Source organism: Streptosporangium sp. NPDC000239, from assembly GCF_040300765.1.
Lineage (GTDB): Bacteria > Actinomycetota > Actinomycetes > Streptosporangiales > Streptosporangiaceae > Streptosporangium.
The window spans coordinates 62180-85866 of the sequence record NZ_JBEPEI010000010.1 but is presented as its reverse complement, the minus strand read 5'-3'; the positions used below and the strand labels follow the sequence as shown (position 1 = coordinate 85866).

Here is a 23687-nt window from a genome sequence, read left to right as displayed (position 1 = left end):
CGCCGGCCGGGCTCTCGCCCGGCCGGCGGTTTCGCGTTACGAGTCCCGATCTTTCTGTGACGAGTCCCATGACGAGGGCGACGTGATCCTGATTCTGAGCGACCGCGAGGACGAGGCGGTCGAGATGGTGCTCGCCGGGCTGAGGCGGCGTGGGGCGCCGGTCACCTGGTGGGACCCGGGCGACTTCCCGGCGCGCGGCCGCCTCACCGTGGCGTTCGACGGGGCGTTCGACGGGGCGTTCGACGGGACATCCGGCGGGCGGGGACACCGCGTCGTGCTCGACCCCGGGACGGGTGAGGCTCCCCTTGACCTGGCCGAGGTGCGCGCGGTGTGGCGGCGGCGCCCCAACCCGCCCACGCCGGCGGCGACCGTCACCGATCCCTCCCACCGCCGTCACGCGGTCGGCCAGGCGCGGTTCCTGCTCGACGGCGCGTGGGAGCTCACGCCCGCCCGGTGGATGCCCGCGCGCGGGGAGACCGAGCGCAGGGCGCACAACAAGATCGTGCACATGGCGCGCGCGACGGCCCTCGGCTTCCGGGTGCCGGAGACCGTCTACACCAACGACCCGTTCGAGCTGGTCCCCGCCTACGAGCGGGCCGGCGGTCGTCTCGTCGCCAAGCAGATCGACTCGGGGGAGTTCAGCCTCGACGGGGCCGACCACCGCGCCTACACCACCGTCCTGACCCGGCGCCATCTCACCTCACGCCACCGCCTCGGGCACGAGCCGGTCATCCTCCAGCCGTACGTCCCCAAGGCGGTCGAGCTGCGGGTGATCGTGGTCGGCGAGCGGGTCTTCGCCGCCGAGATCGACTCACAGGCCTCGCGCACGGCGAGGGACGACTGGCGGCACTACGACGACGACCGGGTGCGCTACGCCGCGCACCGGCTTCCCGGCGAGACGGAGCGCAGGTGCGTGGACCTGGTCGCCTCGCTCGGCCTGTCCTACGGCGCGATCGACCTCATCCTCACCCCGGAGGGGGAGTACGTGTTCCTTGAGATCAATCCCAACGGCGCCTGGGGGTTCGTCGAGCAGCGCACCGGGCTGCCCGTCGCCGACGCGATCGCCGACTGGCTCGCCGCCGCCGAGGCGGCGGGGACAGTGGTGGAGACGGGGGCCGGGCGATGAGCACCGACTTCGCGGCCGCGCTCGAATCCGGAGTGCGGCTGCTGCGCGGCCTGCCCCGCCGTCGCGCCCACGTCGAGGAGGCCAGGCGGACGGTGGCCGGATGGGCGCTGGAACACCCGGACCTTCGGGCCCAGCTCGTCGTCGACGAACGGCCCGGCACCCCCGTGGTCGACTTCGACCTCCTGGTCGAGGACCCGCAGGGCGGTACGGTGGCCCTCACCGTCCAGGCCGAGGACGGCGTGCCCTGGCTGGTCGACCACTCGACGCACTGGGCGGCGGGCCAGCTCGTCAGCGTCGACGACGTCCACCTGTCGGTCGCCCAGGCGCTGACCATGATCAAGTCGCTGTCCCGTCGTGACGCGACGCCGCACGACGAGATCGTCGACCAGTGCCTGATCCTCAACGAGGTCGGCAAGGAGACGGAGCCGGTCGCCACGGAGGACCTGCAGGCCGCGGCCGACGAGTTCCGCAGGGGCCGGGGACTGTACGACCGGGCCACGACGCTGGCCTGGCTGACCGAGATGGGCATGACGCCCGAGCAGTTCGAGACCTACATCGGCGGCATCGCCAGGCGCAGGGCCTTCCGGCGCCGCAAGGAGGCCGAGCTGGGCGCCGCCCGTCTCGCGGCCGATCCCCGGGCGTTCGACCTGGTGCGCGTGGTCTGGGTCACCGGGCAGGAGAACGCCGTCGCGGCCCGCGCGGGGGACCTCGCGCGCGTCCACGACGGGGGGCTCGCCGCCCTCGCGGCGGCCGGGGACGTCGAGACGACGATCGCGGAACGCCCGGCCGTCGAGCTCCCCGAGCCGCTGCGTGACGTGGCGCCGGGGGGGATGGCCGGGCCCGTGCCGTACGGCGGGGCCTGGCTGGCCGGGACGGTGCTGGCCCGGCAGGAGGCCCGTGCGGACGAGCGGACACTGGCCGTCGCGGGACGGGTCGCGTTCTCGGAATGGCTGGCCGGGCGCCGCGCCCAGGCCACGGTCGAATGGCACTGGTCGTGAGCGACGGCATCTACCGGGAGGAGTCCCTGCGCCGCTACCGGAGCAGGGCCAGGCGTGAGGACGTCCCGCTGACGGTGGGAACGGGCAGGCTGGTCGCGCTCTGGGCGGTCGTCGTGCTGCTGCTGGTCACGGCGGGCGTGTTCGCCCTGATGCTGTCGGAGCGGATGGGGGGCGGGACGTGAGACGCGTGCCCGTCGTACTGCAGAACACCGCGACCGAGTGCGGGGCCGCCTGCCTGGCGATGGTCCTGTCCTACCACGGCAGGCGCGTCTCCCTGCAGGAGATCAGCGACCGGCTCCAGATCGGCAGGGACGGCCTCAGCGCCAAGGCGCTGCGGGAGGGGGCCGTGGAGTGCGGCCTGAAGTCGCGGGCCTTCTCGCTGGCCCCGGCCGACCTGGCACGGGTACCGATGCCCGCGATCGTGCACTGGGAGTTCAAGCACTTCGTGGTCGTCGAGCGCTGGGCGCCGGACCGGGTCGACGTCGTCGATCCCGGGCTGGGCCGCCGCAGGCTCACCGCCGAGGAGTTCGACGAGGGCTTCACCGGCGTGCTGCTGGCCTTCGAACCGGGACCCGGTTTCGAGAAAGGCCGGTCGAGCGCGGGTGCCGCCTGGCGCCGCCGGTTCGTCCGGGCGCTGCTGGCCCGCAGGAAGGGCCTGCTCGCCCAGGTGGTCCTGGCCTCCCTGCTGCTGCAGCTCCTCGGCCTCGCGCTGCCGTTCTTCTCCGAGGCGCTGGTCGACCGGGTGCTGCCCTCCGGGGCGCGTGACCTGCTTCCGCTGATCGGTGTCGGGCTGGTGCTGGCCGCCGCGACCCAGCTCGCGGTCGGCTATCTCCGCTCGGTCCTGCTGGTGGCGATCAGGGCGAGCGCGGACGCCGAACTGACCGGCGGGGTGGTCTCCCATCTGGTCGCCCTGCCGTACCGCTATTTCGCGTTGCGCGGCAAGGGCGACCTGATGACGCGCGCGGGCAGCGTGGCGGTACTGCGTGACATGCTCACCGGGCAGGTCCTGTCGGCGCTGCTCGACGGGCCGCTCGCCCTGGGCTACATGGTCCTCGTCTTCGGCTGGGACGCGGTCATGGGGCTGTGCCTGCTCGGCTTCGCCGCGGCGCAGGTGCTGTTGCTGCTGGTCACGGCGCGTAAGGTCAGCCGCCTCACCCAGGAGGAGCTCAACGCCTTCTCCGCGACGCAGAGCCAGCTCATCCAGGCCATCGGCGGCATCGAGACGCTGAAGGCGTCGGGGGCCGAGCACCGGGCGGTCGAGCAGTGGTCGAGGCACTTCACCACCCAGCTCAACGCCGACATGCGGGGCGGCCTGGCCCAGGGGCTCCTGGAGGCCGCGCTCGGCACCCTGCGCCTGCTGGCCCCGCTCGCGCTGCTGTGGATCGGGGCGTGGCGGGTGCTCGACGGAGAGCTGACCCTGGGCGCGCTGCTCGCGCTCAACGCCCTGGCGGGCGCCGCTCTGACCCCTCTCGGCTCGCTGATGGCAAGCCTGCAGGGCCTCCAGCAGGCGGGGGCGCACTTCGACCGGCTGTCCGACATCCTCGCCTCGGAGCCCGAGCAGGCCGCGGGCATCGAGGTGCTCAGGCTGCGCGGGTCGATCGAGCTGCACGGGGTGGGCTTCCGGCACGATCCCCGGGGGCCGTGGACGCTGCGCGGCATCTCGGTCTCGATCAGCCCGGGGCAGAAGGTCGCCCTCGTCGGTCCCTCGGGGGCGGGCAAGAGCACCCTGGCCAGGTTGCTGCTCGCCCTGCACACCCCCTCGGAGGGGCGGGTCAGCTACGACGGGGTGCCGCTGTCGGAGCTCAACCTCCGTTCGCTGCGGCGCCAGTTCGGCGTGGTCACCCAGGAGCCGTCGCTGTTCACCGGGTCGATCAGGGAGAACATCGCGCTCAACGCCCCGGACGCGCCGATGGAGCGGATCGTGCAGGCCGCCGAGCTGGCCTGCCTGCACGAGGAGATCTGCGCGATGCCCATGGGGTACGAGACGGTCCTCATGGAGGGAGGCGGCCTGTCGGGCGGTCAGCGGCAGCGGCTCGCGCTCGCCCGCGCGCTGCTCTCCCGGCCGAGGATCCTGCTGCTCGACGAGGCGACCAGCAATCTCGACAGCACGACGGAGGCGCGGATCGAGGCCAACCTCGGCTGGCTCACCCAGACGCGCATCGTGATCGCCCACCGGCTGAGCACCGTGAAGGACGCCGATCTCATCCTGGTGGTCGACCAGGGCGGGATCGTGGAGCGGGGCACCCATGAGGGCCTGGTGGCCAGGGGCGGACGCTACGCCGCCCTGATCGCCGCGCAGACCGAGAAGGCGGACGTCACGGGCTGATCCCGTACGGCCTCCGTTTACCGTGTCCCGGTTGGGAGATGCCCGAAAACCCGGTTTTCCTATCGCTTAGATGGGTATTTTTGGGGACAAAACCTGGTTTGAGGATGTGGTGGTGTGTCGTACGACGTCGGGATCATCGGAGCCGGAGTCCACGGGGTCAGCGCGGCCTTCCACCTCGCGCGCAGGGGCCTCTCGACCGCCGTGTTCGACCGGAGCACCCCGGCCTCGGGGCCGACGGGGCGTTCGGGGGGCATCTGCCGGGCCTACTACACCGACGCCTTCCTCGCCGAGGTCGCCCGTGAGGGCATCGCGTTCCTTGCGGACTTCGGCGAGCGGACGGGCGGGGGACAGTCGGGCTTCCGCCGTACCGGGGCGTTCTACCTGCACGGGCCCGGCGACGTCCCGGCGGCGCGCCAGGCGGCGGCGCGGCTGGGGCCCGGTGCGGAGGTCGTCGGCCCCGAGGCCCTGCCCCACCTGGACACCGAGGGAGTCGCCGTCGCCGTGTGGGAGCCGGAGGCCGGTTACGCCGACCCCTTCGCCACCACGCTCGGCCTGGCCGAGGCGGCGCGCGGACACGGGGCGGAGCTCCACCTCAACCGGCCCGTGGTCGCCGTCGAGGAGGGCGCGCGAGGGGTGACCGTCACGACGGCCGACGGCGGCACGCACCACCTGGGCGCGCTGCTGGTGGCCGCGGGGCCGTGGACGGCGCCGCTGCTGCGGCCCCTCGGCGTCGATCTTCCGCTGACCGTGGAACGGCACGTCGTCGCGATCATGGAGCACGACCCCGCCGACACGGCGGAGCTCGTGCCGTACGTGCTGATCGACGTCGCCGGAGGCCACTACTCGACCCCGCAGCCCCGCACGCAGTACCTCGTCGGCGGCGTGGTGGCCGCCTCTCCGGCCGACCCCGACGACTTCGATCGCACGGCGGCCCCCGAGGAGAGGGCCGGGCTCGCCGCCGCCGCGGCCAGGCGCTCCCCCGCCCGCCGCAGGGCCCTGCCCGCCGGGGGGTGGGCCTCGCTGTACGACGTCAGCCCCGACTGGCAGCCGGTGGCGGGGCGGGTCACGGAACACGTCTACGTCGACGCCGGGACCAGCGGTCACGGGTTCAAGCTCGCCCCCGCCTGGGGGGAGCACGTGGCCAGGCTCGTCCTCGGCGAGGCCGACCCCCGGCTCGCGGCCTTCGCGCCGTCCAGGTTCGCGAGCGGGACCGGGCTGGTGGCGGGCTTCGGGGCCGCCAGGATCCTGGGCTGAGGGAGCGGGGCCGCCAGGGGTCCGGGACGGGGGGCGGAATACCCTCGACCGGTGAGAGTCCCGTGAGCGACAGGCCCCGTGAACGAGAGGCAGGCAAGGCCACCATGACCGCATACGCGGACGGAACCGATGTCGTCGAGGTCAGGGCGGTCGGCTGGGACGACGCCGCGGCCGTCGCGTTGCGCGGGGCGATGACGGAGGAGATGGGGGCGAGATACGCCGACCGGGTGGCCGGCAACCCCGACTACCTGCCCCGCGGCATGAACGTCGAGGCGGAAACCGTGGTCTACACCGGGGTTGCCTACGCCGGGGCCGACCTCCCCGTCGGTCACGTCGCACTGCGCAGGCTCGGCGACGACCTGGAGCTCAAGCGGATGTTCGTCGCGCCCTCCCACCGGGGGACGGGCGTGGCCCGCGCGCTGATCGCCGCCGCCGAGGAGGCCGCCCGCGCGCTCGGCGCGCCGAGGATCGTCCTGCAGACCGGTGACCGCCAGCCGGACGCCGTGCGGCTGTACGAGCGGGAGGGGTACACCGCCATCCCGCTCTACGCGCCCTACGAGCGGCTCGCCGGTTCCCACTGCTTCGAGAAGCTCCTGCGCTGAGCCTCAGACGGGCCTCAGACGGGCCTCAGACGGGCCTCAGACGGGCCTCGGATGAGGCCCGGTCACGGCGGCGGCCGGTACGGCGGAGCGCTCCGCCGTACCGGCCGTGTGACGTTCGTGTCCCGGCGGGCGGGACCCGGTGGGGGTCCCGCCCGCGGGTTCACCCGTGGGGCCCGTTACCGCGCCAGGGCCTCCGGGCTGTTGACGTAGACCCTGCCGAAGTCGACGAGCGGGGTGAAGCCCCCGAAGTTACGCTCGACCTGGGCCTTCTCGGTCGCGTTCGGGTAGGGGTTGGTGCAGCCGGTGCCCGCGCTCGCGCCGGACATCAGGTCCGAGCACAGGCCGGTGCGCCGGTCGGGCAGCCCCAGGATGTGACCGATCTCGTGGGTGGCGATGCGCAGCGGGTTGTGGCCCTCGGAGGTGGCCTGCCTGCCTATCCAGACCGTGCCGCGGCCGAGGCTGGTCGGCTGGGCCCGGGGCCAGCCGTAGTCCGCGTACACGACGAAGTCGGCCGGGCTGCCTGCGACCAGCCGCACGCTGGTGACGCTGGAGTTCCACACCTGTGCCGCCTGGTCGATCGCGGAGCGGAACTCCGCGGCCCGGCTGGCGTCGTACCTGAGCACCCGGACGGCCACCGCCTCACCGGGAGTCGCCTGCGCCGTCCCCGCCTGCGCGGGGGAGACGGTCGCGAGGAAGGCGAGCCCGAGGACGAAGCCGACGGCCAGGCGCATGATTCTCAGCACTTCGCTGATCTCCTCTGTCTGGGGGGTGGCTCGTGGGGACGAGCCGGGGAGGGGAGGAGAACGGTCAGCCGACCTTGAGGGTCAGCCCGTAGGTCTGCAGGATCTCGTTGACGGGCTGGAAGTAGGTCGTGCCGCCCGAGCTGCAGTTGCCCGAGCCGCCGGAGGTGACGCCCTGCGCCTGGCTGCCCGAGATGAACGAGCCGCCCGAGTCGCCGGGCTCGGCGCAGACGTTGGTGCGGGTCACCTGGTAGACCGTGCCCTGGGAGTAGGTGACGGAGGTGTTGTGCTGCTGGATGGTCCCGCAGCGCCAGCCGGTGGTCGAGCCGGAGCGGCAGACGGAGGCACCGACCGTGGCCTGGGTCGAGCCCTTGACGATGACGTTGGTGCCGCCCGACCTCACCCACGGCTGGGGCGTGGAGCCGGGGGTGGAGACCCAGGCGTAGTCGTTGCCGGGGAACGAGGAACCCTGGAAGGTGCCCGACGGACTGCTGGTGGTCTGGCCCGTCCTGCCGCAGTGGCCCGCGGTGACGAAGCCGGGGGTGCTTCCCTTGGTGACGGTGAATCCGATGCTGCACCGGCTGCCGCTGCCGATGTAGTACGGGTCACCTCCCCTGATGTTGGCGTAGGTCTGCGGCTGCTCCGCGGAGACCTGGACCCGTACGGCGTCACCGCCGACCCCGGCGGCCGACAGCAGGGCCTCGCCCGCCTCCCGCTGACCGGCGACCACGACGACGCTGTTGGTCGGCAGGTCCACGTACCACAGGGAGGCGCCCGCCCGGGCCTGGGCGGGCGCCTGGTCCAGGCGTGCCTTGAGCGCGTCGAGCTGGGCCAGGGAGCGGCCGACGACCACGGGCTGGGCGCCCTTGGCCCTGATGGCGGAGACCGCGGTCGCGTCGCTGGTGGCGACGAGGAGCTGGGTGGCGTCGGCGTTGAGCCAGGCGCCGGCGTATCCGTCGCCGAGGGTCGTGCTCAGGAGGGCCTCGGTGCTCGCCGCGCGGGCCTCGTTGGCCAGCCGGGTGACGGCCTGTTCCGCGGTGAGGCCGAGGTCGCGCTGGAGTGCCTCGATCATCGAGGGGGCGGGCTGCGCGGCCGGTTGGGCGGTGGCGGGGGAGACGGTGGCCACCACACAGAGGGCGGCGACGGCGGCGCCGGACAGGAGGGAACGCTTACTCAACATATGCACTCCTTGTGAGGGGTGCTGTCAAAGTATTTGTCAGGGCATGACTGAGCAATGTGGCAAAAACTCCCTACCGCAGTGGTATGACGTCACCGCGTTATGACCCCTGCTCAGCGGGGGCAGGCAGCGCCATCCGCGTGCCTTCTGGGCCCGATCGGCGGCCTGGTGCGGACGGCGCGGCCCCGGCGAGGTAAGGCTCGCCGGGACCGGCACGGGTCTGACGGGACGAGCCGTCCCCCCCGAGGGCTGCCCGTCTCGCCGTCGTCCTCCTCCCACCGTCCGCGAGGAGTCCGCGAACGTCTCTCCGCGGGGTGAGGCGACCGAAACGGCGAACGTGTGATCGCCGCCGGTTGTTCCCGCGCGGGGCGATTCCCAGACGAGCTTCGGGAGGAAAACAGGGCTATATCCCCCGATGGGTGATGATTCCTGACAACGATCACGTGGGGGAGCGTCAAACCGCCGGTCCTGGGCCAGGCGGAACCCCCGGGATAGATTGCTTGACTCACGGATTCCACGGACTCCGCGCCCGGCACGGTCCAGGGCGTTCCGTCCGGCGGTCACAGGAGGATGCGCGCGATGACCCACCAGCCTGCCGAGAACGGCGAGATCGGGCTGGAAGAGGAGTCGCCGCTCCCGCGGCGTCTCGAAGCGCCCCGCTGCCCGCAGACCGAGTCGGGACGCCGGTGCGTCCTGCCCGTCGACCACGAGCTCGGGCACGTCTACCCGCACCGCAAGGCCGGCTGACCGGTCAGCCGGTCGAAGCCGCCTACAGCCGCCGCAGTGCGGGCAGCAGCTCCCTGGCCGACCAGTCGAGGAACTCCCGCTGGTGCTCGTGACCGATCTGGACCAGCGCGACGTGGGTGAAGCCCGCCTCGGTGTAGCGGCGCACCGCCTCGACGACCGCGTCCACGTCCGGGCCGCACGGCACCTTCCCGGCCACGTCCTCGGGGCGTACGGTCTGCGCGGCGGCGGCGAAGTTGACCGGAGCGGGCAGCTCGGCCATCACCTTCCAGCCCGTGACCGACCAGCGCCACAGCCGGTGGGCCCGCTCCTTGGCCGCCTCGGCGTCCCGGTCGTAGGAGAGGGCGAGCTGGCCGTAGACCGGCTTGCCCCGCCCTCCGGCGGCGGAGAAAAGGCCGACCAGCTCCGCGTCGGGGTCGACCGCGACGAGCGCGTCGCCGTACTCGGCGGCGATCTCCCCCGAGCGGCCGCCCGATGCGGCGATCGCGATCGGCACGGGATCGCCGGGCAGGTCGAACAACCTGGCCGAGTCGACGTCGAAGTACTCGCCGTGATAGGTCGTGTAACGCCCCTCGAACAGCTCCTTGATGATCTCCACGGCCTCGCGGAACATCTCGTGCCGGGTGTCGGCGGGCGGCCACCCCTCGCCGATCACGTGTTCGTTGAGGTTCTCGCCCGCGCCCAGGCCGAGCGTGAAACGCCCCCCGGTCAGCGCCCCCATCGTGGCGGCCTTCTGCGCCACGACCGCGGGGTGGTAACGCATGATCGGGCAGGTCACGTACGTCATCAGCGGCAGCCGTTCGGTGGCGCGCGCCGCCGCGCCGAGCACCGACCAGGCGTACGGCGAGTGCCCCATCTCCTCAAGCCACGGGAAGTAGTGGTCGGAGATGACCGCGTAGTCGAACCCCGCCCGTTCGGCCTCGGCGACGTCGTCGACGAGCTGCCCGGGGGGAGTCTGCTCGCACATCATCGTGTAACCGATCTCCACCATGTCCGGGTCCCTACCCGCCTCTTTCACGAGACTCGCCGGAAAGGAGGAGATCTGGGCGTTCTTTGCCGTACGCCGGGCCGGCGCCCCGTCGAATAGCATGTGACCGCGCCTGAACGGCGGGCCATCAGGACGAGAAGGACGGAACGGGTCTTCCATGTTCGACGACAAGACACAGGAGACCCTCAGGCGCCTGCTCGACCTCGCCGGGCACCCCTCGACCCCGGAGCCGGAGCGGGCCCTGGCAGTGGCGAGGATCAGGGCGCTCGTCATGGTCCCCGAGGGAGACGCCAGACGCGCGCCGGTCACCACGGCCATGGACGCCGACATCCTCAGGAGGATCAGGCCGCTGGTCCGCGGGGTCGAGGAGGACACGGTCGAGGAGGTCCACGGCGACCTGTACGCCTTCGGCACCCGCCACCGGGTGATCGGCGAGGTCGCCGACGAGATGGCCCGCGCGCTCGAACGCTGGAGCGAGGTCGTCCCGGAGCGGCGGCACCGTCACGAGGAGGCGGTGCGCACGGCCGCCACGAAGCTCACCTATCTCCTGGAGCGTCGTGACCTGCTGCGCAGGCCCGGGTGGCGCGCCCGCACGCGTTAGGCGGCGTTCAGACCGGGGGGACGCGCACCTCGACCGTCCTGCCGTCCGGGTCGTGGAACAGGTGACGGCCGGGGGTGAGCGCGGTGCCGTCCAGGGCCAGGCCGGGATCGACGGTGAACCCGAGGCGCAGCGCGCCGGTCGTGCGACGCGGTGACGACGGATAGATCTCGAAGACGGTCCCGTCATCGAGCACCGCGGCGTAGTGCGCCGGCCCCGTCCCGTGCCGTTCACCCCGGAGTTCGAGTCCGAGGGAGGCGTAGAAGGCGCGACAGGCCTCCAGGGCGGGGGTGTAGATCACGATCAGGGTGGATCTGGGTGCCATGCCGTCTCCTCGCGGGGTCGAACGCTGGACCGGATGTGAGGGGCGGGTCTCGTTGGCACCGACCAGGCTGTCGGACGCCGTTGTCAGAACAGCCGGTCAAGGCGGCCAGGTGGATCGGCCAGGTGGGGGATCGTCAGATCAGGCCGAGGGAGAGCATCGCGTCCGCGACCCTCTTGAACCCGTCGATGTTGGCGCCGGCCACGTAGTCGCCCGGCATGCCGTACTCGGCGGCGGTGTTCAGGCAGCGGGAGTGGATGTCCCGCATGATCTGCTGCAGGCGGTTCTCGGAGAACTCGAAGGTCCACGAGTCGCGGCTGGCGTTCTGCTGCATTTCGAGGGCGCTGGTCGCGACCCCGCCCGCGTTCGCGGCCTTGCCCGGGCCGAAGGCGACGCCCGCCTCCTGGAAGATGCGGATGCCCTCCGGCGTGGTGGGCATGTTGGCGCCCTCGCCGACGGCGACGCAGCCGTTGCCGACGAGCAGCCCGGCGTCGCGGCCGGTGATCTCGTTCTGGGTCGCCGAGGGCATCGCCACCTCGCAGGGCACCTCCCAGATGCTCCTGCCGGAGACGAAGACGGCCTGGGAACCCCTGCGCTCGGCGTAGACGTTCATCCGCTGGCGCTCGACCTGCTTGACCTGCTTGAGCAGGTCGAGGTCGATGCCCTTCTCGTCGACGACGTAGCCGGAGGAGTCGGAGCAGGCGACCACGACGCCGCCGAGCTGCCGGATCTTCTCGATCGTGTAGACGGCGACGTTGCCGGACCCGGAGACCACGACGCGCTTGCCGTCGAACGACGTGCCACGGGCCTTCAGCATCTCGTCGACGAAGAAGGCGCAGCCGTACCCGGTGGCCTCGGTGCGCACCTGCGCGCCGCCGTAGCTGAGTCCCTTGCCGGTGATGACGCCGGACTCGTAGCGGTTGGTGATGCGCTTGTACTGGCCGAACAGGTAGCCGACCTCGCGTCCGCCGACGCCGATGTCACCGGCGGGCACGTCGGTGTACTCACCGATGTGGCGGTACAGCTCCGTCATGAAGCTCTGGCAGAAGCGCATGATCTCGCGCTCGGAGCGGCCCTTGGGGTCGAAGTCGGAGCCGCCCTTGCCGCCGCCGATCGGCAGGCCGGTCAGGCTGTTCTTGAAGATCTGCTCGAAGCCGAGGAACTTGACGATGCCGAGGTAGACGGACGGGTGGAAGCGCAGCCCGCCCTTGTAGGGGCCGAGGGCGCTGTTGAACTCGACCCGGAAGCCCCGGTTGATGTGGACCTCGCCCCGGTCGTCCTCCCACGGGACCCGGAAGATGATCTGCCGCTCCGGCTCGCAGATCCGCTCGATGATCTTCGACTCGGCGTACTCGGGGTGCTTGCCGAGCACCGGGCCGATGCTCTCCAGGACCTCACGGACGGCCTGGTGGAACTCGATCTCGCCCGGGTTACGCCGGAGCACGTTCTCGTAGATCGACGACAGTCGTTCGTGCAGCATCAGATTTGTCCCCTGCCCTTCGTAGGCGCATTCCTGCGCCCCACCTTAGGGGGAGGTGTCCGGAGCGTCCGAATCGGCCTCCCTGGGTACGCGACCGCCACCCGCTCCGTGGGCGGCGGTCACGCCCGGGGCCCTCAGGGGCGCAGGACGATCTTCCCCGTCGTACGGCGGGCCAGAAGGTCCTCGATCGCCGTCCTGGCGTCGGAGAGCGCGTACTCGCCGCCCGCGATCGGCCGGATGCGACCGGTCCCGGTGAGTTCGAGCAGTTCGCTGAGCTGCGCCTGGTAGCCCCCCGGCCTGGCGAGCACCGGCCGGATCCAGAAGCCCGCGACCGAGATGTTGGCCTCCAGCAGGCGGCCGACGTCGACCGGGCTCGGGTCCCGGTGCGAGGCGGTGCCGTAGCTGATCAGGCGGCCGAACTCGGCGACCGCGCCGAGCGCGGCGTCGAAGACCTCACCGCCGACCGCGTCCAGGATCACGTCGGCGCGCTCACCCAGGTTGGCCTCGATCACCCGCTCCGCGTAACCCTCGGCCGAACCGTCGACGGCCGCGTCCGCGCCCAGGCTCAGCGCCAGTTCGCGCTTCTCCGGGGTTGAGGCGGTCGCGATCACCCTGCCCGCGCCCAGCTCCCTGGCGAGCTGGACCGCGAGGTGTCCGACGCCGCCGGCGGCCGAGTTCACCACGACGCTCTCGCCCTTGCGGACCCGCGCCGCCGTGCCCAGCAGGTGCCAGGCGGTCAGGCCCTGCACCAGCAGCGCGAGGGCCTCGCCCGCGACGGCCTCCTCGGGCAGGTCGACGACGTCATCCAGCTTGATCAGGGCCTTGCTCGCGTAGGCCTGCCTGGCCAGGCCCATGACACGGCGGCCGTCCGAGGTCCGTCCCACGACCTCGCTGCCGGGGATGAACGGCAGGTCAGGGGAGAGGTAGGTCCCGGCGATCCGCTCGGCGTCGGCGTAGTTCACCCCCGCGGCCTCGACGTCCACCAGGATCTCGTCCGGGCCGGGAACCGGGTCGGGCACCTCGGACTCGACCAGCGTCTCGGGACCGCCGAGCCGGGTGATCTGGATGGCGCGCATGAATGTCCTCTGGTTCGTCGGTTGGTTGTGCCGGTCAGCGTAGGAAGCGCCACGAACGGGAACCAGGGGCCCGGGTTCATGAGATCGTTTTTTCCATGAGAGGCGTTCATATAACGTCTGCGACGTGACCAACGAGGATCTGACGCCAAGTGAACTGCGCGTTCTGGTCGCCGTCGAGAGCCGGCACGGTTTCTCCGCGGCCGCGGTCGAGCTCGGTCTCACCCAGTCCGCGGTCTCCCATGCCGTCAGGGCCGCCGAACGCAAGATGGGCACGGTGCTGTTCCGGCGCGGGCGCAACGGAGCACGCCCGACGGCGGCGGGGGCGGCGGCCGTCGGGCACGCCCGGCGCATCCTGCGGCTCATGGACGTCATGAAGGCCGAGACGCACGCGGCCTCCGCGGGGGAGACGACGGGGACCATCAGGGTCGCGGCCTTCCGCAGCGCGGCCTTCCACCTGCTGCCCATCGTGCTCGCGCGCTTCGCCAGGCGCTACCCGAAGGTCACGGTCGACGTCCGTATCGTGCCGGAGCTCGGCAGGGGCATCGCCGGGGAGGTGTTGGACGGCCGGGCCGATCTCGGCATCGCCACGCTTCCCTCCCGGGTCGACGGGCTGGTCGGCCGTGACCTGTTCGCCGAGCCGTACGTGCTGGCCTATCCCGCCGGGCACCCCTGCCCGCGCAGCCTGCCGATGATCGACTGGCACGAGAACTGCTCGGCCGAGACCAGGCTGTGGCTGGCCAGGCAGGCCTGGATCCCGCCGGGTGACATCCAGGTCGAGGACGACGGCGTCGTGGTCTCCATGGTGGGCTACGGCCTCGGCGCCGCCATCGTGCCGAGGCTGACCCTCGTGGACGCGCCGCCGAAGGTCGCGATGGAGAAGCTCGGCGAGGACCCGCCGATGCGGCACGTCGGCTACGTCGCCACCTCGGAGATGCTCGGCTCCGCCGTCGTCCGCGACCTGGTCGGCGAGCTGCGGGCCCACTGCGCGGAACGGTTCGCCGCGGTGGGCTGAGCCTCAGCGCCCCGGGGAGGGCCAGGCATTGGGGCGGCAGCCGTACAGGGACTTGGTCTGCTGGAGCATCACCGGGGCCCGCCTGCCCGGCCCCGGGCAGCGCGCGTGGCCGTGGCCGAGCCCGTGTCCGACCTCGTGGTTGACGACGTACTCGCGGTAGGAGGCGACGTCACGGCCGTAGCCCCGCGCGCCCGCGTTCCAACGCCTGGCGTTGATGACCGCGCGCCCGTGGTTCCAGCACGACAGCGCGCCGAAGGTGATCAACGGCCTGCACATGCGGTCGGTCATCGCGGGGCTGGACAGCGAGACCCTGATCCGTGCCGGGCCGCGCCGTACCCGCTGGAACCGGAACCCCCAGCTCCTGCGGTCGTTGAGAACGCGGTGCACCTCGTCGGCGAACTCCTGTCCGTCGAAGGGCAGCCCGCGCTCGACCTCGACGACGTACCGGATCACCTTGCCCGCCCGGCGTCCTCGGGGCGGCGGGGGAGGGGCGGCCTCACCCGCGACGACGCGGTAGCGGCCCCCGGCCGAGGCGGGCACGGAGACCCGCGCGGGCTGGCGGCGTCCGTTGGCCAGCAGGAACGTCCGCTCGGGATCCGTACGGCGCGCGGACTCGGTCGGCGTGGGGGGAGGCGTGGGGGTCGGGGACGGGACAGGGGTCGCCTCCGGGGCCGCCGCTCCGTCCGCCAGGGGAGGGGCGGGCTCGTCGCGGTCCGGGACGGGGTGACCGGTCAGCACGGCGCCGCTCCCGATCGCGAGCGTGGCCGAGATGCCGACGGCAAGAGCCCACAAAAAGGGCTTACGCTCGCTAAGCCTGATGTTCCTCGACATAGGCCGTAAACCATATTACCCATCGGCGTCCCGATCACCTCGGAAGGCGGAAGCCGCCGGGGCCCCGGAGAGGCCGTCACTCGGTCCTCGCGGCACCCGCCCACGTCGCCGCCGACAGCCACGTCAGTGACGCGCAGCCCAGCAGGTGGACCACGCCGGTAAGCGGTGTGTCGGGCAGCGGCGCCAGTACGGCGAGCAGCGGCAGGAAGAACCCGTAGCCCGCGGCGGCGGGCCAGGGCAGCACCCGGGCTCTGAGCATCGAGAGGCCGAACAGGGCGACACCGGTGACGAACACGACGATGGAGCCGAGCAACGCCGGCCTGGCCGGCCCCTCCAGCACCAGGGCGGCCGTGCTCTCGTCAAGGAAGAAGACCACCAGGTTCAGCGAGAACGCGACGCCGGCGAACAGCCCGAGACCCACGACGTTCACCGCGTACGCGATCGCCCCCAGCCTCCCGGCCACGGCGCACTGCCGCAGGTGGAACGCGGTGACCGCCGGGGCGGCGAAGGCGGCTCCGATCCCCGCGACGAAGCTCGTCGCGGGTGTCTCGCCGGTGAAGGGCTCGATCGCCCCCGGTATGCCGAGGGAGAGGCCGGTCAGCATCCCGCAGATCGCGCCGAAGCGCAGCAACCAGGAGATGGACATGTGAAGAGCTCCTTTTCGGGTGAGCCGATGGGTTTTCCGCGTGGACCGACGACGCCCGGACGATGTACGGGACGGCTCTGCGGCCGAAGGCGCCGCCTACAGACGAGACGACCGTAGGAACGGCGCGATCCGGCGCGGAAGTGCCGTGGGTACCGGTGAACGCGTCCGGAGGTCATGGTTCGCGGACGCACCGGTGCCGTCCGGCACGTGCCGGACGGCCAATGCGAGGACGGGCGGGGGACGGATGCCCGGTGGCGGCGTACGCTGCCGGAGACGGCCCCTGTCCGGCCGCATCGTGATCGTTCGGAGGTGCGTGATGGCTCCTTCGCGGGCCGCGCCTGTGACGGGCGGGCATGTCCGCGCGGGACGGCGGGGGAGCGGGTTCGCCTGGCCTGTGCCGTGGGTGTCGTCCACGCTCTACGTCTCGGTGCTCGCCGGCGGCGTCTACTACGACGTGGCCGGGGCGGGGCAGGGCGAGCCGGCGCGGACGGCCGTCTTCGCCGGCGGTCTCGTCGCGCTGCTCGTTCTCGACGTCACCGGACGGCACCGCCTCGACGCCAGGCAGCCCGCCAGGTCGGCGCTCGCGCTGCTCGCCGTACGCCTGGGACTGTTCGCCTTGGTCACGCTCTTCGACGGCTCCGGGCTCTCCCGCGCCCTGTTCCTGCTGGTGCCGTTCACGGCGTACTTCGCCTTCGGGCGCAGAGCGGGTGTCACGCTGGGGCTGGCGTGCCTCGGGGTGCTGGTCACGGCGTTCACGTTGACCGCCCCTGGCTGGTACACGCGGGCGGAGTACATCTCGGACCTGCTCATGTTCGCCCTCGGGCTGGTCCTCGTCGTCTCGACGGCCGAGGTCGCCGTGGGCGAACGGGCAGGAAGGGCACGGCTTGAGCTCACCTTGAGGGAGCTTGAGGAGTCCCACCGTCTGCTCACGGCCTACGCCGGTCAGGTCGCCGAGTTGTCCACCGCGATGGAACGGACCCGGCTGGCCAGGGACATCCACGACAGCCTCGGCCACCACCTGACCGTGATCTCCATCCAGTTGGAGAAGGCGTCCGCCTTCCGCGACCTGGACGGCGCCGCCGCCGACCGGGCCCTCGCCGACGCCCGCCGGGCGGCCAGACGCGCCCTTGAGGAGGTGCGCGGGGCGGTGCGGGCGGCACGCGCGCAGACGCGGCACTTCTCGCTGTCGGAGGCTCTCGCCGAGCTGGCGGGCTACGACGACGGCGGGCGTCCGGTGGTCACCCTCGAACTCACCGGCCAGGAGGACGGCTACGGCGCCGCGGAGCTCGCCGCCCTCTACCGGGCCGCACAGGAGTGTCTGACCAACGCCCGCAGGCACGGCGACGCGGACCGCGTGTCGATCTCGGTGACGTTCGGCGAGTCGTCGGCACGGCTTGTCGTCACCGACGACGGAGAGGGTTTCTCCCCGTCGGCGGGGCGGGACGGGTTCGGCCTGCTCGGCATGCGGGAGCGTGCCCGCCTCCTCGGCGGGGCGTTCGACGTCAGGAGCGGCCAGGGAACGGGAACGGTGGTCACCGTGACGATTCCCCGGCGCGTGGAGACCGTCGGATGAGTCACGACGACCTGGGGAACGGGGAAGCCGGTGGAACCGTACGGGTACTCGTGGTCGACGACCAGGAACTGGTCCGTGAGGGGATCGCCTCCCTGCTCGGCATCCAACCCGGCCTGACCGTGGTCGGGACCGCGAGAGACGGTCAGGAGGCGGTCCGCCGAGCCCTGGAGCTCGCGCCGGACGTGGTCCTGATGGACGTCAGGATGCCCGTGGCCGACGGCGTCGAGGCGGTGGCGGTCCTGCGTCAGCGGATGCCCCGCTGCCGCGTCGTCATGCTGACCACCTTCGACGACGAGGAGTACGTTGTGCGGGCGCTCGCGGCGGGCGCGGCGGGCTATCTCCTGAAGGATCTGCCCGCCGCCGACCTCGCCGGTGCCGTCCGGCTGGCCGGCGCCGGCGTCACCCAGCTCGACTCCTCCGTCGCCAGACGGTTGGCGTCCACGCTGGCGTGCGCGAGGGAGGTGCCCACAGCGGTGAAGACGGGGGCGGGCGGGGAGGCGGCCGCGCTGACCGGCCGTGAGGTCGAGGTGCTGCGTCTCGTCGCGGTCGGCGCGACCAACAGGGAGATCGCCTCCCGCCTGTTCCTGAGCGAGGGCACGGTCAAGAACCACATCTCACGGATCCTCGGCAGGCTCGGTCTGCGCGACCGGACCCAGGCCGCTCTCCACGCACGCGATCACGGCCTGATCTGACGAACCGGTTCAGCCGCTCTTGCGGCGGAAGGAACGCTTCCCCGAGACGGGGCCGTGGGCGCCGTGGATCTTCGACGCCCCCTTGCCCCTGCCGCCCGAGGCCGCGTCCCCCTGGGCGGACTTCTTGCGCTCCAGAGCCTCGCGGAACCTGCGCCTGAGCTCGTCGTCGGCGCTTTCGGACCCCTCGGGACCCGGCGTGACGTCGGACATACGGACCTCCTGGATCTGGCCGAGCGGGAACATCATCCTCTCACGGCGGCCGTCCCGGCTCAGTGCACCCCCATGGCCATCAGCACCAGCAGGCCCAGGAGATGACCGACCACGACGAACACGATGACGAAGAGGAAGACGAACCTCGCGGGCCCGTGCTCGAAGTGCTTACCCTCCCGGAGGGCGGGGCGCCCGGCCTGACGCTCGGCGATGCGTTCCTCGATCGTCTTGCCGTGAAACATGGGACTTCCTCTCGTCGCCCACCGGCGGTTGGCACAACAATGATTTGTGCACCAACTATCGTACTGTGAGGGTCGGGAGGTGTCGTGACCGATGTGACCGATGTCCTAAGCCTGGACCGGCAGGTGTGCTTCGCCCTCGCCGTGGCCTCGCGTGCCGTCAACGGTGTGTACCGGCCGCTGCTGCAGCCGATGGGGCTGACCCACCCCCAGTATCTGGTGATGCTGGCCCTGTGGGAGCACGCGCCGCTGTCGGTGAAGGAGCTGAGCAAGCTACTGAGACTCGACCCCGGTACGCTGTCACCGCTCCTCAAGCGTCTTGAGGCGATCGGTTACGTCCGGCGGCAGCGGGACAGCCAGGACGAGCGCGTCCTGCTGGTCACACTCAGCCGGAGGGGCCGGGAACTGAGGAGCGAAGCTGAGAGGATCCCGTCGTCCGTGGTCGAACGCCTGGGTATGCCCCTGGAGGAGCTGCAGGAGCTCCACCGGTCGCTGACCCGTGTGATCGCCGCCGCGAACGACGCGCCTCACTGATCCACGGAGAGGAACAGGAGAAAGGCTCATGGCTGGAAGCCACGGAGGAAGCCCCAAGTCTTGGCTTGCGGTGATCGTCATTCTGATCGGGTTCACCGTCGGCGGTGTGGCCCTGTGCCTGGGCCCCAACTGGACCCTGTTCTGGGTGGGCGCCGGGATCATCGCGGTCGGCGGCGTGATCGCCCTGGTGGTCGACATCTTCTCCGACGTGATCATCGACGCCCCTCGGGTGTCCCAGGACAACCACAGCTGATCGAGACACCGGTTCACCCCCTCCGCGGAGCGTTCTCGGCGGAAGGGGAGGGCTCGGACCCGGCGTCCCACGACCTCGCCGTACGGCCGTGCGGCGGGACGCAAGACGGGTGGGAAAACGCGTAACGGTGACCGACGGTCACCGGATGCGCTCTCATGGTTACCCGGCTGGAGTTTCCGCCGAGGTAACCGGAGGCAGGGCGCCCATGTCGCGCGATCGGACCCGTCACCTTTACGCCGCCGTTCTCCTGGCGACGGCCGCCGGCGCCGTCGTGGGGCTGGTGGCCCCGGAGACGGCCAGGGCGCTCGCCCCGCTGGGCACCGCCTTCGTCGCGCTGGTCAAGATGATGATCGGCCCCGTCGTGTTCCTCGGCGTCGTGCTCGGTGTGGGGTCGGTCGCGGGTACCGCCAGGGTCGGCCGGATCGGCGGCCTGGCGCTCGCCTACTTCCTCGTCATGTCGGTTGTCGCGCTGGCCTTCGGGCTGGCCGCGGGCAACCTGGTCAACCCGGGCCGGGGCCTGCGCCTGGCCGGGGGAGCGCACCCGGCCGCCGCGCCCGCGACGGAGGCGGAGGACCTGACGACCTTCCTGCTCGGGATCATCCCGGACACCCCGGTCTCCGCGTTCACCGAGGGGCGGGTGCTGCAGGTCCTGCTGGTCGCGCTGCTCACCGGTTTCGCCCTGCAGGCCATGGGAGAGCGCGGGGCGGTACCGCTGGCCGCCGCCGGGCACCTGCACGCGCTCGTGCTGCGCGTCCTCTCCATGATCATGTGGGCCGCCCCCGCCGGGGCCCTCGGCGCGACGGCCGCCGTCGTCGGCGCGACCGGCGTGGCCGCGCTCGGGAGTCTCGCCGCCGTGGTCGCCTGCTTCTACGCGACCTGCCTGCTTTTCGTGCTGGCCGTACTGGGGCCGCTGCTGTGGCTGGTCACCAGGATCGGCCTGCTGTCGCTGCTGCGCTATCTCGGCGGGGAACTGCTGCTGGTGCTGTCCACCTCCTCCTCGGAGACCGCGCTGCCCCGCCTGATCGCCAAGCTGGAGCACCTCGGGGTGAGCCGCGCCGTGGCCGGGGTCACGGTGCCGACCGGTTACTCGTTCAACCTGGACGGCACGGCCGTCTATCTGACGATGGCCACCCTGTTCGTCGCGGGCGCCACCGGCGTCTCCCTTCCTGCGGGGGAGCAGGTGTCGCTGCTGGTGTTCATGCTCGTGGCCTCCAAGGGGGCGGCCGGGGTCACCGGGGCGGGCCTGGCGACCCTCGCGGGCGGGCTGCGGGCGCACCGTCCCGACCTGGCCGACGGGGTCGGGCTGCTCGTCGGCGTCGACCGTTTCATGTCGGAGGCCCGCGCGCTGACCAACTTCACGGGCAACGCGGTGGCCGCCGTCCTGGTGGGGGCGTGGACCGGAGGATTCGACAGGGCGCGCGCCGCGCTGGTGCTGTCCGGGGGCGCGCCGTTCGACGAGGCCGGTGATCGGGCCCCCGCCCGGCCGGAGGATGTGTCCACGGGGCACGAGGCGCTGGAGCGCGACGACAGAGTGGGCTGATCCCACACGGACAATTCACCATCCACCCCACGTCCTTTATAGGTGATATGTCCGAAATGGGGTGTTTTTATGGCATGGGTCGGGGATCATGAGCAGAAGACCTGCCGGACCGTCCTGTCCCGCCTGCCGTACCGGCCTGGGAGAACCGTGGGGAGAGGACGGCCGGGCCGGGCGTACCCTCCGGCGCCCATCGGTGTCGTCGTTTCCGTTCCGCCCCGTGCCCCGGCGCGGGGTGGAAGAAGAGGAGGGGCCGTGAAGTTCATCGAATCGGCCAGGCCGTACGTCTTCGCCCTGTTCCGTCTTGTCGTCGGACTGCTCTTCACCTGCAACGGGGCCGCCAAGCTCTTCGGGGTTCTCGGCGGTGGGGCGCTGCCCTTCGGCTCATGGCCTGGGTGGTACGCGGGTGTCGTCGAACTCGTCGGAGGGGTTCTCGTCATGGCCGGGCTCGGCACCCGGATCGCGGCGTTGATCTGTTCGGGGGAGATGGCCTACGCGTACTTCGTCGTCCACCAGCCGCAGGCCCTGTGGCCGATCCAGAACGGCGGTGAGCTGTCGGCCCTCTACGCCTGGGCGTTCCTGCTGATCGCGATCGTGGGGCCGGGGGCGTGGGCGCTCGAAACCGTCTCGGCCCGCACCCGGGTCAGGGACCGTGGGGACGCGCGCCCGGCGGAACCGTCGGAGAACCCGCTGACGACCCTCTGAGCCGACCGGCGGTTTCCCGGGGCCCGCGTTCCCGGGAAACCGCCGCGCTCCCGTCTCAGCCTCCGTTCAGGACCTCACGCAGCCGGGGGGCGAACCCCGCCGGGTCGTCGACGAAGGCGATGTGGCCACCGGGGAAGACCGTCGGCTCCGTGCCGAGCGCCGTGGCGAGCGCGGCCGAGGTGAGGTCGCAGAACTGACCCGCCGAGTCCTGCCCGACGCCGACCACGACGCGGACCGGCCCGTCGCGCAGGGCCGCGATGTCGGGCCGCCAGCGGGTGGTCTCCCGCATCTCGTGCAGGAACCAGAAACGCTCGTCGGCCACCTGCCGCGGGTCGCGCTCGGCGGGCGCGCCGGACTCCTCATCAGGGGCCGGCGGGATGTTGGCGTTGACCAGGAACTTGACCCAGGCTCCCCCGACGTCGCCCGAGGCGTAGGTGGCGATGATGTCCTCGACCGCGGCGTCCCGCCCGGCGGGGTCGTCGAGCACGTGGTTCAGAGGGGCCTCGTGCGCGATCACGGTGTGCGCCCGCTCGGGGTGGGCGACGGCGAGCGCCAGCGCGGTGACGGCGCCGCCGCTCGAACCGAAGACCGCGGCCGGGCCCCGGCCGAGGTGCTCCAGGAGCAGGGAGAGGTCGTCGGCGCGCAGCCCGGGGGTCGAGTCCTGCTCGGGGGTGTCCAGGACACTGCGGTTGAGCCCCCGGGGGTCGGTGGTGAGCACGGTGTGGTCGGCGGCGAGCAGGTCCGCCAGCGGCGCGAAGAACGTGGCGTCCATCGGGGCGCCGACAAGCGCCACCAGGGGCCCCTCGCCCCGTACCTCGTAGTGCAGCGTGGCGTCGGAGACCCTGAGGGTCCCGGTGGTGATGGTCGTCGTGCGGTTCATCGGATCTCCCGTGATGCGGGCCTGAGGTTTTCGGTCGAAGAAGGAGACTCCGGCGGTGGGGCAGAATCGTCGTCTGTGAGGGAAGTTTTTTCCGGACAAAAGGAGACATCCACCGGCGACCCCGACCTGGCGCGGGCGCGCGGTGGAGACGACGCCGCGTTCACCCGCCTCGTACGGCCGTTGCGCGGTGAGCTGCACGCGCACTGCTACCGGATGCTCGGTTCCTCCCACGACGCCGACGACGCGCTCCAGGACGCCCTGCTGCGCGCCTGGCGGGGGCTGGCGCGCTTCGAGGGACGTGGTTCGCTGCGCTCCTGGCTCTACACCGTGGCCACCCGGACCTGCCTGGACATCGTCGAGGCCCGTGGCAGGCGGGCCCTGCCCGTCGACCTCGGCCCGTCGAGCGATCGGGCCGTCACCGGGGACGTCCCGCGCACCGACATCGCCTGGCTCGGCCCCTACCCCGACGCGGACCTCCCCGAGGAGCCCGCCGGGCGTTACGAGCGGCGCGAGGCCGTCGAACTCGCCTTCGTCGCCGCCCTGCAGCACCTGCCGGGCAACCAGCGGGCGGCGCTGCTGCTGTTCGAGGTGCTCGGATTCTCCGCCGCCGAGATCGCCGAGACGATGAACACCTCCGCCGCCTCGGTGAACTCCGCCCTGGCGCGGGCCCGCCGGGTCGTCGCGGAGCGGGTCCCCGCCGTCACCCAGCAGCGGACGCTGCGCCGGATCGGCGACGCCCGGGTGCGGGAGATCGTCGCGGGATACTCCGCCGCGCTGGAACGCGGTGACGCCGACGCCCTGGTCGCGTTGCTCACCGAGGACGTCACCTGGTCGATGCCGCCCATGGCGCACTGGTACCGAGGCGTCGAGGCCGTCATGGACTTCGCCGTGCGGCTGCCGCTGACCTCGTGCGGAAGCTGGCGGCATCTGCCGGTCGGGGCGAACGGCCAGCTCGGTGTGGCCGGTTACCTGTGGGACGAGGAGGCGGGGGCACACCTCGGCTGGTCGATCGACGTGCTGACCCTGCGTGACGACCGGATCGAGGAGATCACCTCCTTCGTCGGCCCAGGCCACCTCGGGAGGTTCGGACTGCCCGCCTCACTGCCCTGACCCGCCCGGCAGGGCACGGCCGCACCGTGGCCCC

General features: G+C 71.9%; 27 protein-coding genes. 16 read left to right on the top strand and 11 right to left on the bottom strand.

What is annotated here, in order from left to right:
- The first annotated feature begins 82 nt into the window (after positions 1–82).
- The 6 genes from ABT340_RS24015 (at position 83) to ABT340_RS23990 (ending at position 6306) form a co-directional block, all read left to right on the top strand.
- Entirely contained in the window at positions 83–1126 is a 1044-nt protein-coding gene (locus tag ABT340_RS24015; protein ID WP_352013053.1) for an MvdC/MvdD family ATP grasp protein, read from the top strand.
- Complete coding sequence (locus ABT340_RS24010; RefSeq protein ID WP_352013052.1) at positions 1123–2124, top strand: TIGR04500 family putative peptide maturation system protein; 1002 nt, start codon at positions 1123–1125, stop codon at positions 2122–2124. Before ABT340_RS24015 ends, ABT340_RS24010 begins: the two co-directional genes overlap by 4 nt.
- Entirely contained in the window at positions 2109–2306 is a 198-nt protein-coding gene (locus ABT340_RS24005) for a hypothetical protein (RefSeq protein ID WP_352013051.1), read from the top strand. The genes ABT340_RS24010 and ABT340_RS24005 overlap by 16 nt, the downstream gene beginning before the upstream one ends.
- Complete coding sequence (locus tag ABT340_RS24000) at positions 2303–4450, top strand: peptidase domain-containing ABC transporter (protein ID WP_352013050.1); 2148 nt, start codon at positions 2303–2305, stop codon at positions 4448–4450. Before ABT340_RS24005 ends, ABT340_RS24000 begins: the two co-directional genes overlap by 4 nt.
- Before the next feature lie 114 nt (positions 4451–4564).
- Positions 4565–5704 carry an NAD(P)/FAD-dependent oxidoreductase gene (locus ABT340_RS23995; protein ID WP_352013049.1) on the top strand — a complete coding sequence of 380 codons (1140 nt, stop codon included), beginning with the start codon at positions 4565–4567 and terminating at the stop codon, positions 5702–5704.
- Positions 5705–5808: 104 nt separating this feature from the next.
- On the top strand, positions 5809–6306 hold the full coding sequence (locus tag ABT340_RS23990; RefSeq protein WP_352013048.1) for a GNAT family N-acetyltransferase: 498 nt from the start codon (positions 5809–5811) through the stop codon (positions 6304–6306).
- Positions 6307–6482: 176 nt separating this feature from the next.
- Here ABT340_RS23990 and ABT340_RS23985 read toward each other — a convergent pair whose 3' ends face one another.
- Both ABT340_RS23985 and ABT340_RS23980 read right to left on the bottom strand, forming a co-directional pair.
- Positions 6483–7049 (bottom strand): snapalysin family zinc-dependent metalloprotease, encoded by a 567-nt coding sequence (locus tag ABT340_RS23985; protein ID WP_352013047.1) that lies wholly within the window; start codon positions 7047–7049, stop codon positions 6483–6485.
- 64 nt (positions 7050–7113) lie between these two features.
- A complete protein-coding gene (locus ABT340_RS23980) occupies positions 7114–8226 on the bottom strand; it encodes a S1 family peptidase (RefSeq protein ID WP_352013046.1) in 1113 nt (370 codons plus the stop codon).
- A 576-nt stretch (positions 8227–8802) separates the two neighbouring features.
- On the opposite strand from ABT340_RS23980, the gene ABT340_RS23975 reads away from it, so the two are divergent.
- The gene (locus ABT340_RS23975; RefSeq protein WP_352013045.1) at positions 8803–8970 is read left to right on the top strand and encodes a hypothetical protein; all 168 of its coding nucleotides are present in this window, start codon (positions 8803–8805) and stop codon (positions 8968–8970) included.
- 22 nt (positions 8971–8992) lie between these two features.
- Here the strand turns inward: ABT340_RS23975 and ABT340_RS23970 are convergent, their stop codons facing one another.
- The gene (locus tag ABT340_RS23970) at positions 8993–9958 is read right to left on the bottom strand and encodes a TIGR03557 family F420-dependent LLM class oxidoreductase (protein ID WP_352013044.1); all 966 of its coding nucleotides are present in this window, start codon (positions 9956–9958) and stop codon (positions 8993–8995) included.
- Between the two features lie 154 nt (positions 9959–10112).
- Between ABT340_RS23970 and ABT340_RS23965 the strand changes: the two genes are divergently transcribed.
- Positions 10113–10556: a hypothetical protein gene (locus ABT340_RS23965; RefSeq protein ID WP_352013043.1), complete on the top strand. Its 444-nt coding sequence runs from the start codon at positions 10113–10115 to the stop codon at positions 10554–10556.
- Positions 10557–10563: 7 nt separating this feature from the next.
- On the opposite strand, the gene ABT340_RS23960 is transcribed toward ABT340_RS23965, so the two are convergent.
- From ABT340_RS23960 to ABT340_RS23950, 3 genes are all read right to left on the bottom strand, one after another.
- Positions 10564–10878: a VOC family protein gene (locus tag ABT340_RS23960; protein ID WP_352013042.1), complete on the bottom strand. Its 315-nt coding sequence runs from the start codon at positions 10876–10878 to the stop codon at positions 10564–10566.
- Positions 10879–11011: 133 nt separating this feature from the next.
- Positions 11012–12355, bottom strand: a complete 1344-nt coding sequence (gene gdhA / locus ABT340_RS23955) for an NADP-specific glutamate dehydrogenase (RefSeq protein ID WP_352013041.1) — start codon at positions 12353–12355, stop codon at positions 11012–11014.
- Between the two features lie 134 nt (positions 12356–12489).
- Complete coding sequence (locus ABT340_RS23950; protein WP_352013040.1) at positions 12490–13431, bottom strand: quinone oxidoreductase family protein; 942 nt, start codon at positions 13429–13431, stop codon at positions 12490–12492.
- A gap of 124 nt (positions 13432–13555) precedes the next feature.
- Here ABT340_RS23950 and ABT340_RS23945 point away from each other — a divergent pair, with 124 nt between their 5' ends.
- On the top strand, positions 13556–14443 hold the full coding sequence (locus ABT340_RS23945; RefSeq protein WP_352013039.1) for a LysR family transcriptional regulator: 888 nt from the start codon (positions 13556–13558) through the stop codon (positions 14441–14443).
- A gap of 3 nt (positions 14444–14446) precedes the next feature.
- On the opposite strand, the gene ABT340_RS23940 is transcribed toward ABT340_RS23945, so the two are convergent.
- Both ABT340_RS23940 and ABT340_RS23935 read right to left on the bottom strand, forming a co-directional pair.
- A complete protein-coding gene (locus ABT340_RS23940; protein ID WP_352013038.1) occupies positions 14447–15181 on the bottom strand; it encodes a DUF3152 domain-containing protein in 735 nt (244 codons plus the stop codon).
- A 169-nt stretch (positions 15182–15350) separates the two neighbouring features.
- Positions 15351–15920, bottom strand: coding sequence for a hypothetical protein (locus ABT340_RS23935; protein WP_352013037.1), 570 nt, complete (start codon positions 15918–15920; stop codon positions 15351–15353).
- A gap of 316 nt (positions 15921–16236) precedes the next feature.
- Here ABT340_RS23935 and ABT340_RS23930 point away from each other — a divergent pair, with 316 nt between their 5' ends.
- Together ABT340_RS23930 and ABT340_RS23925 are read left to right on the top strand one after the other, a co-directional pair.
- On the top strand, positions 16237–17493 hold the full coding sequence (locus tag ABT340_RS23930) for a sensor histidine kinase (protein WP_352013036.1): 1257 nt from the start codon (positions 16237–16239) through the stop codon (positions 17491–17493).
- On the top strand, positions 17490–18185 hold the full coding sequence (locus ABT340_RS23925; protein ID WP_352013035.1) for a response regulator: 696 nt from the start codon (positions 17490–17492) through the stop codon (positions 18183–18185). The genes ABT340_RS23930 and ABT340_RS23925 overlap by 4 nt, the downstream gene beginning before the upstream one ends.
- A gap of 9 nt (positions 18186–18194) precedes the next feature.
- Here the strand turns inward: ABT340_RS23925 and ABT340_RS23920 are convergent, their stop codons facing one another.
- Both ABT340_RS23920 and ABT340_RS23915 read right to left on the bottom strand, forming a co-directional pair.
- Entirely contained in the window at positions 18195–18395 is a 201-nt protein-coding gene (locus ABT340_RS23920) for a DUF5302 domain-containing protein (RefSeq protein ID WP_352013034.1), read from the bottom strand.
- Between the two features lie 59 nt (positions 18396–18454).
- The gene (locus ABT340_RS23915) at positions 18455–18637 is read right to left on the bottom strand and encodes a hypothetical protein (protein WP_352013033.1); all 183 of its coding nucleotides are present in this window, start codon (positions 18635–18637) and stop codon (positions 18455–18457) included.
- Between the two features lie 84 nt (positions 18638–18721).
- On the opposite strand from ABT340_RS23915, the gene ABT340_RS23910 reads away from it, so the two are divergent.
- The 4 genes from ABT340_RS23910 (at position 18722) to ABT340_RS23895 (ending at position 21663) form a co-directional block, all read left to right on the top strand.
- A complete protein-coding gene (locus ABT340_RS23910; RefSeq protein ID WP_352013032.1) occupies positions 18722–19168 on the top strand; it encodes a MarR family winged helix-turn-helix transcriptional regulator in 447 nt (148 codons plus the stop codon).
- A 28-nt stretch (positions 19169–19196) separates the two neighbouring features.
- Positions 19197–19421 (top strand): HGxxPAAW family protein, encoded by a 225-nt coding sequence (locus ABT340_RS23905; RefSeq protein ID WP_352013031.1) that lies wholly within the window; start codon positions 19197–19199, stop codon positions 19419–19421.
- Between the two features lie 205 nt (positions 19422–19626).
- On the top strand, positions 19627–20961 hold the full coding sequence (locus ABT340_RS23900; protein ID WP_352013030.1) for a cation:dicarboxylate symporter family transporter: 1335 nt from the start codon (positions 19627–19629) through the stop codon (positions 20959–20961).
- A 252-nt stretch (positions 20962–21213) separates the two neighbouring features.
- Positions 21214–21663, top strand: coding sequence for a DoxX family protein (locus ABT340_RS23895; protein WP_352013029.1), 450 nt, complete (start codon positions 21214–21216; stop codon positions 21661–21663).
- Positions 21664–21718: 55 nt separating this feature from the next.
- Here ABT340_RS23895 and ABT340_RS23890 read toward each other — a convergent pair whose 3' ends face one another.
- Complete coding sequence (locus ABT340_RS23890; RefSeq protein ID WP_352013028.1) at positions 21719–22543, bottom strand: alpha/beta fold hydrolase; 825 nt, start codon at positions 22541–22543, stop codon at positions 21719–21721.
- A gap of 75 nt (positions 22544–22618) precedes the next feature.
- On the opposite strand from ABT340_RS23890, the gene ABT340_RS23885 reads away from it, so the two are divergent.
- Complete coding sequence (locus ABT340_RS23885; RefSeq protein WP_352013027.1) at positions 22619–23653, top strand: sigma-70 family RNA polymerase sigma factor; 1035 nt, start codon at positions 22619–22621, stop codon at positions 23651–23653.
- Positions 23654–23687: the final 34 nt, after the last annotated feature.